We start from the raw sequence: 7869 nt of genomic DNA on the forward strand, positions 1-7869 counted from the left end.
CGTTATCGTTCCATCGCAGGAGTTTGCAGACCTATCGCGGAGCCCGAACCATGTCTCATACCGATCCGAACGCCGTCTTTCCGGTCACTGAAGATTGGGCTGACCGTGCCGGAATCAATGCCGCGCGTTATGCCGAAATGCATGATCGCTCGATCAGTGAACCGGACGCGTTCTGGCGCGAGGAAGCCAAGCGGATCGACTGGATGGCGCCCTTCACCGAGGTTTCGGACGTCAATTGGGACAAGGATGATCTGCACATTCGCTGGTTTGCCGATGGCACGCTGAACGCGGCGGTGAATTGTATAGACCGGCATCTGCCCGAGCGGGCGCATGATACAGCCATCATCTGGGAAGGCGACGACCCGACGGTCGATGCCCATATCACCTATGCCCAGCTCCATGCCCATGTCGGTCGCTTCGCAAACGGGTTGAAATCGATCGGTGTGAAAAAGGGCGACCGGGTCACCATCTACATGCCGATGATCCCGGAAGCCGCCTATGCCATGCTGGCTTGCGCCCGCATTGGCGCGGTCCATTCCGTCGTCTTCGGCGGATTCTCACCAGACGCGCTCGCGGGTCGGATCACGGATTGCCAGAGCCGTTTTGTCATCACCGCTGACGAAGGCGTTCGCGGCGGCAAGCACATTCCGCTCAAGGCCAATGTCGACAAGGCGGTGGCGACGGCTGGCGGGGTGGAGAAAGTCGTGGTCGTCAAGCGTACCGGGGGCGATGTCTCCTGGGATGCCTCACGCGATGTGGCCTACGACCAGCTGGTGGGTGATGCCAGCCCGAACTGCCCGCCCGAGCCCATGAATGCCGAGGATCCACTTTTCATCCTCTACACCTCCGGCTCGACCGGAAAGCCCAAGGGCGTACTGCACACAACCGGCGGCTATATGGTCTGGGCGTCGATGACGCATGAATATGTCTTCGACTACAAGCCGGGCGAGATTTACTGGTGTACTGCCGATGTCGGCTGGGTCACGGGCCACACCTATATCGTCTATGGCCCGCTTGCGAATGGCGCCACCACGCTGATGTTCGAAGGCGTGCCGACCTGGCCGGGTCCGGACCGGATGTGGGCCGTCGTCGACAAGCACAAGGTCAACACTTTCTACACCGCCCCGACCGCCATTCGCGCCCTGATGCGCGAGGGCGATGAGCCGGTGAAAAAACACTCACGCGCCTCGCTGCGCCTGCTTGGCACGGTCGGCGAACCGATCAATCCGGAAGCCTGGAACTGGTATCATACCGTTGTCGGCGACAGTCGCTGCCCGATCGTGGATACCTGGTGGCAGACCGAGACGGGCGGCGCCCTCATAACCCCCCTGCCCGGCGCGACCGATCTGAAGCCAGGCTCTGCCACGACGCCGATGTTCGGGATCGAACCGGCCCTCATGGACGCGGAAGGTCAGCGCATCAGTGATGCCGGAGCTGCGAACGGCAATCTCGTGATCTGCCGATCCTGGCCCGGCCAGATGCGCACCGTCTATGGCGATCATGAGCGCTTCATCGAAACCTATTTCACGACCTATCCAGGCTATTATTTCACTGGCGATGGCGCCCGCCGCGACGCCGATGGATATTGGTGGATTACCGGCCGTGTCGATGATGTCCTCAATGTCTCCGGCCACCGTCTGGGTACCGCCGAGATTGAAAGCGCGCTGGTCGCCCATGACGATGTCGCCGAGGCCGCTGTTGTCGGCTATCCACATGATGTGAAGGGTCAGGGCATTTATTGCTATGTCACCCTGATGGGCGGACGTGATCCGGCCGATGAGGATGTTGACGCATTGAAGAAATGGGTGCGGCAGGAAATCGGGCCCGTGGCCACGCCCGACCTGATCCAGTTCGCGCCCTCCCTGCCCAAGACACGCTCGGGCAAGATCATGCGCCGCATCCTGCGCAAGATCGCGGAGAATGAATTTGGCAATCTCGGCGACACCTCCACACTGGCAGACCCGGGCGTCGTCGACGACCTGATCGCAAACCGCAAGAACCGGTGAATGTCAGGGCGCCTCGCTTGATCCGCTGTCGCGGCTGAGCACAACCTCGACCTCCCCGCCCTGAAATCCATATCCCCGGATGGCGACATAGGCGGGAATTTGATCGAATTCGCCCACCACAAAGCTCGGATCAAGTGAATAGATTCCGTCCTCATCCTGGCTGTCATCGACGCTGGTGATCAGCGCTTCGTCGGCGCCGTAAATCCGGATGAAGGGGTCCATTCTGCCAAGCCCCGCCACGGTCAGGCGGTCCCCTGCCTCGGCATCCGCGAGGCTGACCAGAACCCACTCCTCTTCCGGCACTTGCAGCCGCTCACGGACAGCGCCCGCAGCCGGCCAGGCGAGGCTGGCGGCCGCATCCGGAAGCGCGGCGAAGTCCGGTTCAATATCCTCGCTCTGATAGCCCGTTGGCGCGCGATAGCTGGGCTGGATAAGCGAGGCGGACGCGAGGCTCGCCGTCGCCACACTGTCCAGGCCGCGATCAATGCAGAGGCGGCGACGTTGGTCCTGGGCCGCCCGGTCAATCTGCTCGACCGAAAGCGCGAAACCCACATATCGCTCTTCTGGCGGCGCATCGATCCCCAGCTCGCTGCGGCAGGGAAGTTCAGCCCCGGCGCGGATGCGCCGCCGGTATTCAAGGCGCAGGGAATCATAATCCCACAAGGCCTCGCAGCCGAGCCGCGTGACCACGAGGTCATCATGCTGCCGATCCGGATAATCAAGGACGCCGAGCGCCTTCAGGACATCCAGATTGGCGTCGAGTTCATCGCGATCGGGTGGCCGGAAATCAAGTTCATGGAAGCGGCCCAGCATGATGGTGCGATAGGTTTGATAGAGCTCGGATGACCGCATTGAGGAGGCAATACTGCGGGCCACGGCATCATCGAGGACACAACCGATGAAGTTGCGCAGCGCATCGTCATTGATGGTCGCGATATTACCGAGTTTGCTCTCGCAATCCTGGGGATTGCCTGTCGGACCAAAGCGGCAGAGCTCCTCGTTGAACCCCTCCAGCATCGCGTGCATGTCCAGCGCCACGGTGCGCGTGTCAAAGACGCTGAAACGATGCACATCGGCCTCCGCGGCCGAAACCGCCTCGGCTTCTTCCTGGTTCTGGATCGACCGCGCGAGGCGCAAGATGTCATCGGGAGAAATGATCAGCGCTGCAATCAGCATCATGCCCAGAAAGCGCATCACACCGTCATTCGATTTCAGCGCGAAAGCAAAGATCAGCGCCGCTCCGGCGAGGGCAATGACCGCCTCGAAAACCCGGTTAAAGGGGAAGGCGTTGATCGCATAGACGAAGGCGAACACAATGATGACCGCAAAGCTCACCCAGAAGCTGCGCATCGCCAGGCGTTCCAGAAGACTGTGCCAGTCTGCGCTCTCCCAGAACCGCCAGCGGGCCAGCCCGTTTTTAGGCTCCGGTGGCGCTTCATTCGGCACCGGCTCATCAATTTGTTCGTCGTCTCGCCCTGTCATGGCACCCTCCTCAACCTGAGGGCACTATAAACAAATTGGGGACCAGAGCGCGAGCTCCGCCAAATCGCAGCCAGGACGAAGTGGTTCCGGCGGATGTTCTGCCAGATCCGACCAGCCCCCTCGCCGCACCGGACAAAAGCCGCTATAGCCAAGACAGTCCCATCCCGCTGAGCGGAGCTTGCCGTGCGTATCCGATTTCCCCTTCTTGCCCTGACATCCCTCGGCGCGCTGTCCGCGTGCGCCACCGAAACCGTGCCCATGTGCCGCGCGCCGATGGCCTATGAAATGGCCGCCTTCTCGGCGATCATCAGCCACAGCGAGACTGCCGTCACAGACGCGATGGCGCCGGGCGCCCTGCAAAACGCCTTCATCTCCCGAGACCCGATGGTGCGCAGCCATGTCTGGGGCGCCGAAGGCAATACGCGTGGCACGGTGACCGGCATGCTCAGCCAGCCGCCGCTGTGCATCTTCGATGATCCGGGTTTCGTCGCGACGGAGGCCGCACGCCAGATCCTGGTCTATCCGCAGCGCGCGCATGACCGGGTCGCCCCGCCCGTGGAAACCCCGCTCCTCGACGCACCCCTGCCCTGGGGCACTTATCGCGGCGACTACATGACCTGCCGTTTCGAACAGACCGCGACCGGCTGGAAGCTGGCCGATCTGTGCGGCTACCGGATGCCGACGTCCCCGAGTGTGACAGGCTGAACGAATTGCGGGGTCCGGGCCGGTCTTTTTGACCTTGCCCGAACCCCGCGCCTGAGACGACCAACCGTCATCAGCTCGTCGATTGACTAGTCCTCGAACTCCATCAGCTTCATCGGCGCCTTGAGTTCGGCAGTCAGGCGGTCATAGGCCGGCAGGGTCAGGAATTCGGCGAACTCCGTCGACAGGACCAACTCGGTGAGGATTTCCGCAGCAGAGCGGATGCGATCGCACAGCTCGGTCTGGTCCGGCACCTCGTCCTGGATCGCGGCACAGATATCCTCGATCTTGTTTTCCAGCATCGGACCGGTGAGCGCCGTGCCCTCGACCGTGGACCGGTCATAGGTCCGCCACTGCCAGAGCTGGGCCCGGGCGATCTCGGCGGTCGCCGCATCTTCCATCAGATTACGGATCGGCACCGCACCCCGGCCCCCGAGCCAGGCGGCGATATAGCGAATGGCGACATCGATATTGTCGTTCACACCGGCATCGGTGATCGCGCCTTCCGGGGCCTCCAGCAATTGCTGGGTGGTCACCGGACGGTCATGAGGATCGGCCGGACGGGCAAGCTGGTTGGACCCCTTCATATGCGTGTCGAAGACCTCCATCGCCACCGGAACGAGATCCGGGTGAGCGACCCAGGTGCCGTCATGCCCGTTTTTCACTTCGCGCAGCTTGTCTTCGCGAACCTTTTCGGTCGCAGCCGCATTGGCTTCCGGGTCATTCTTGACCGGGATGAAGGCCGACATGCCGCCCATGGCGTGGGCACCACGGCGGTGACAGACGGCGACCACGCGCCGGGAATAGGCCGCCATGAAGGGCACGCTCATCGTCACCGCGGAACGATCCGGCAGGACATGGTCAGGCCGTGACTTCAGACGCTTGATATAGCTGAAGATATAATCCCAGCGGCCGCAATTGAGGCCGACGATATGGTCTTTCAGCTCGTAGAGGATCTCGTCCAGCTCGAAAGCGGCCGGAAGCGTCTCGATCAACACGGTGGCGCGCAGCGTTCCGCGCTCCAGACCCAGCTCGTCCTCGGCATGCTGGAGCACCAGGCTCCACAGGCGCGCTTCCAGACGACTTTCCAGCTTGGGCAGGTAGAAATACGGCGCCGTGCCGCGTTCCTTCAGGGCTGCGTGATTGTGGAAGACATAGAGGCCGAAATCGAACAACGAGCCGGAAATGGCCTGACCATTCACCTGGACATGGCGCTCGTCGAGATGCCAGCCGCGCGGCCGCACGATCAGAACCGCCGCGTCATCCTTGACCTGGTAGCGCTTGTTATTCTTCGGGTCGGTGAAATCGATCTCGCGCAGATTGGCATCGCGCAGATTGATCTGGCCCTCGACGAGGTTTGACCAGAGCGGCGCCGTGGCGTCCTCGAAATCAGCCATGAAGCATTTGGCGCCGGAATTGAGCGCATTGACGACCATCTTGCGATCCACCGGACCGGTGATCTCGACACGGCGATCCTGCAGATCGGCCGGAGCCGGACGCACTTTCCACTCACCCGAGCGGATATCGACGGTCTCGTGCGGGAACATCAGCAAGGCGCCCTGGTCGAGCTCGGCCTGGCGTTCCTTGCGATAGCGCAGAAGGGACTGGCGACGCTTTTCGAACCGGCGGTGCAGGCCGGCCAGGAAGCCCAGGGCTTCATGGCTGAGAATATCGCGATAGCCGGGCTCGAGATGGCCGAGGACTTCGACGCCGGAGGGGGCAATGAGGGTCATGTCATTCTCCTGTTGCTGGAGACAAGACCGGGGTGCGTTCGGAGGGACCGCACCCCGGCAAAGGCAGTGAGTAAGGCGCTACTCGGCTGCGAACTGGGCCGACTCGGTGGACTCGCCCATGGCGGTCGTCGACGCCTTGCCGCCGGAGATCGCCAGCGAGACCTTGTCGAAATAACCGGTGCCGACTTCGCGCTGGTGGCGCGTCGCGGTGTAGCCATCGACCTCGGAGGCAAATTCGGCTTGCTGCAGCTCGGAATAGGCGCCCATGCCGCGGGACTTGTAGCCGCGCGCCAGTTCGAACATGCCGTGATTGAGCTGGTGGAAACCGGCCAGGGTCACGAACTGGAACTTGTAGCCCATGGCGCCGAGTTCCTGCTGGTAGGTCTCGATCGTGGCCTTGTCCAGATTGGCTTCCCAGTTGAAGGATGGCGAGCAGTTATAGGCCATCATCTTGCCCGGGAACTCCTTCTGGATCGCCTCGGCGAAGCGGCGGGCCTCGTCCAAGTTCGGCTTGGAGGTTTCCCACCACAGGAGGTCGGCGATCTTGGCATAGGCCAGGCCGCGCTTGATGCAGTGATCAACGCCGACGCCTTCCTTCAGGCGGAAGAAGCCTTCCGGTGTGCGGCCAGCGTCGAAATCGATGAATTCATGGTCGCGCTCGTCGATGTCTGAATTGATCAGATTGGCCGATTCCGCATCCGTCCGGGCCACCGTGATGGTGGAAACGCCCATGACGTCGGCGGCGAGACGGGCTGCGGCGAGATTGCGCTCATGCTGGCTGGTCGGGATCAGGACCTTGCCGCCCAGATGCCCACACTTCTTCTCGGCTGCGACCTGGTCTTCGAAATGGACACCGGCCGCGCCGGCCTCGATGAAGGCTTTCATGATCTCGAAGCAGTTCAGCGTGCCGCCAAAACCGGCTTCGGCATCGGCCACGATCGGCGCGAACCAGTCACGGCTGGCCTGACCGGTCTCGGAGACTTCGATCTGGTCGGCGCGCTGCAGGGCACGATTGATCTTCTTGGCCAGCTCCGGTGCCGAATTGGCCGGGTAGAGCGACTGGTCGGGATACATGGTGCCGGCGGTGTTGGCGTCGGCGGCAACCTGCCAACCGGACAGGTAGATGGCCTTCAGCCCGGCGCGGACCATCTGCATGGCCTGATTGCCGGACAAGGCGCCCAGCGCGTTGATGTAGGGCTCGGACTTCAGCAGCTCCCACAACTTGTTGGCACCACGCTCGGCCAGGGTCTGGCTGATGGTGACGGAGCCGCGCAGCTTCTGCACATCCTCGGGGGAGTAGGGACGCTCGATACCGTTGAAACGATCATCGGCCGTATTGGGGACCAGTTCCGCAAAAGTCGTCATTTTTATCTCCGTTCCGGCTCGACCGGTCTTGGGTGATCAGGATTGACCCAAAGCTGTCAAACGGAACGGGTGGTGTCGATATGGCTTTTCCTATAAAGAGGTTTGCGTGTAAGTTACATACATTGTGCGATTGTCAGTTTGTAAATTTTGGTACAAATCATGAGTGACAACCAGGCCTTCGAAAAGATCTTTGCCGGCGCCCGTCTGCGCCGCCTGCGACGCGAGCGCGGCATGACCCAGGCCGAGGCGGCTGAAGCCCTGGGCCTGTCAGCCAGCTATCTCAACCTGCTTGAACGCAATCAACGCCCGGTGACGGCCCGCGTCCTCCTCGCCCTGGCCGAGGCCTTCGATGTCGATGTGCGCAGCTTTGCCAATGAGAGCGACCGGCAATTGATCGCCGACCTCACAGAGGCGGCAGCCGACCCGGTGCTCTCCGGTCTCGAGCTCGACCGGATGGAGCTCAATGAGCTGGCCGACAGCCAGCCGCGCGCCGCCGAGGCCCTCACCCGCCTGTTCCAGTCCTATCGGGAAATGGCGACCGCCACCGCCGATCTCGCCACCCGCATGTCCGGACCCGGCGC

Annotated in this window: 6 protein-coding genes; 3 read left to right on the forward strand and 3 right to left on the reverse strand. The window is 62.3% G+C overall.

The genetic code is table 11. From position 1 onward, the window contains the following. The first annotated feature begins 50 nt into the window (after positions 1-50). On the forward strand, positions 51-2006 hold the full coding sequence (gene acs, locus QZ266_RS06390; protein ID WP_295692852.1) for an acetate--CoA ligase: 1956 nt from the start codon (positions 51-53) through the stop codon (positions 2004-2006). A 3-nt stretch (positions 2007-2009) separates the two neighbouring features. On the opposite strand, the gene QZ266_RS06395 is transcribed toward acs, so the two are convergent. Continuing rightward, the gene (locus QZ266_RS06395; RefSeq protein ID WP_295692854.1) at positions 2010-3488 is read right to left on the reverse strand and encodes a hypothetical protein; all 1479 of its coding nucleotides are present in this window, start codon (positions 3486-3488) and stop codon (positions 2010-2012) included. Between the two features lie 183 nt (positions 3489-3671). On the opposite strand from QZ266_RS06395, the gene QZ266_RS06400 reads away from it, so the two are divergent. After that, entirely contained in the window at positions 3672-4193 is a 522-nt protein-coding gene (locus QZ266_RS06400) for a hypothetical protein (protein ID WP_295692857.1), read from the forward strand. A gap of 86 nt (positions 4194-4279) precedes the next feature. Here QZ266_RS06400 and aceB read toward each other — a convergent pair whose 3' ends face one another. Next, positions 4280-5923, reverse strand: a complete 1644-nt coding sequence (gene aceB / locus QZ266_RS06405) for a malate synthase A (RefSeq protein WP_295692859.1) — start codon at positions 5921-5923, stop codon at positions 4280-4282. A 78-nt stretch (positions 5924-6001) separates the two neighbouring features. Next, positions 6002-7288, reverse strand: coding sequence for an isocitrate lyase (gene aceA / locus QZ266_RS06410; protein WP_295692861.1), 1287 nt, complete (start codon positions 7286-7288; stop codon positions 6002-6004). A gap of 159 nt (positions 7289-7447) precedes the next feature. On the opposite strand from aceA, the gene QZ266_RS06415 reads away from it, so the two are divergent. Then, the coding region (locus tag QZ266_RS06415) for a helix-turn-helix domain-containing protein (RefSeq protein WP_295692864.1) at positions 7448-7869 on the forward strand (422 nt) is incomplete at its 3' end.

The sequence above is a fragment of the uncultured Maricaulis sp. genome, assembly GCF_905480005.1.
Classification (GTDB): Bacteria; Pseudomonadota; Alphaproteobacteria; order Caulobacterales; family Maricaulaceae; genus Maricaulis.

Coding starts and splice junctions, on each gene's coding strand:
- acs (WP_295692852.1), top strand. CDS start 51: ATGTCTCATACCGATCCGAACGCCGTCTTTCCGGTCACTGAAGATTGG.
- QZ266_RS06395 (WP_295692854.1), bottom strand. CDS start 3,488: ATGACAGGGCGAGACGACGAACAAATTGATGAGCCGGTGCCGAATGAA.
- aceB (WP_295692859.1), bottom strand. CDS start 5,923: ATGACCCTCATTGCCCCCTCCGGCGTCGAAGTCCTCGGCCATCTCGAG.
- aceA (WP_295692861.1), bottom strand. CDS start 7,288: ATGACGACTTTTGCGGAACTGGTCCCCAATACGGCCGATGATCGTTTC.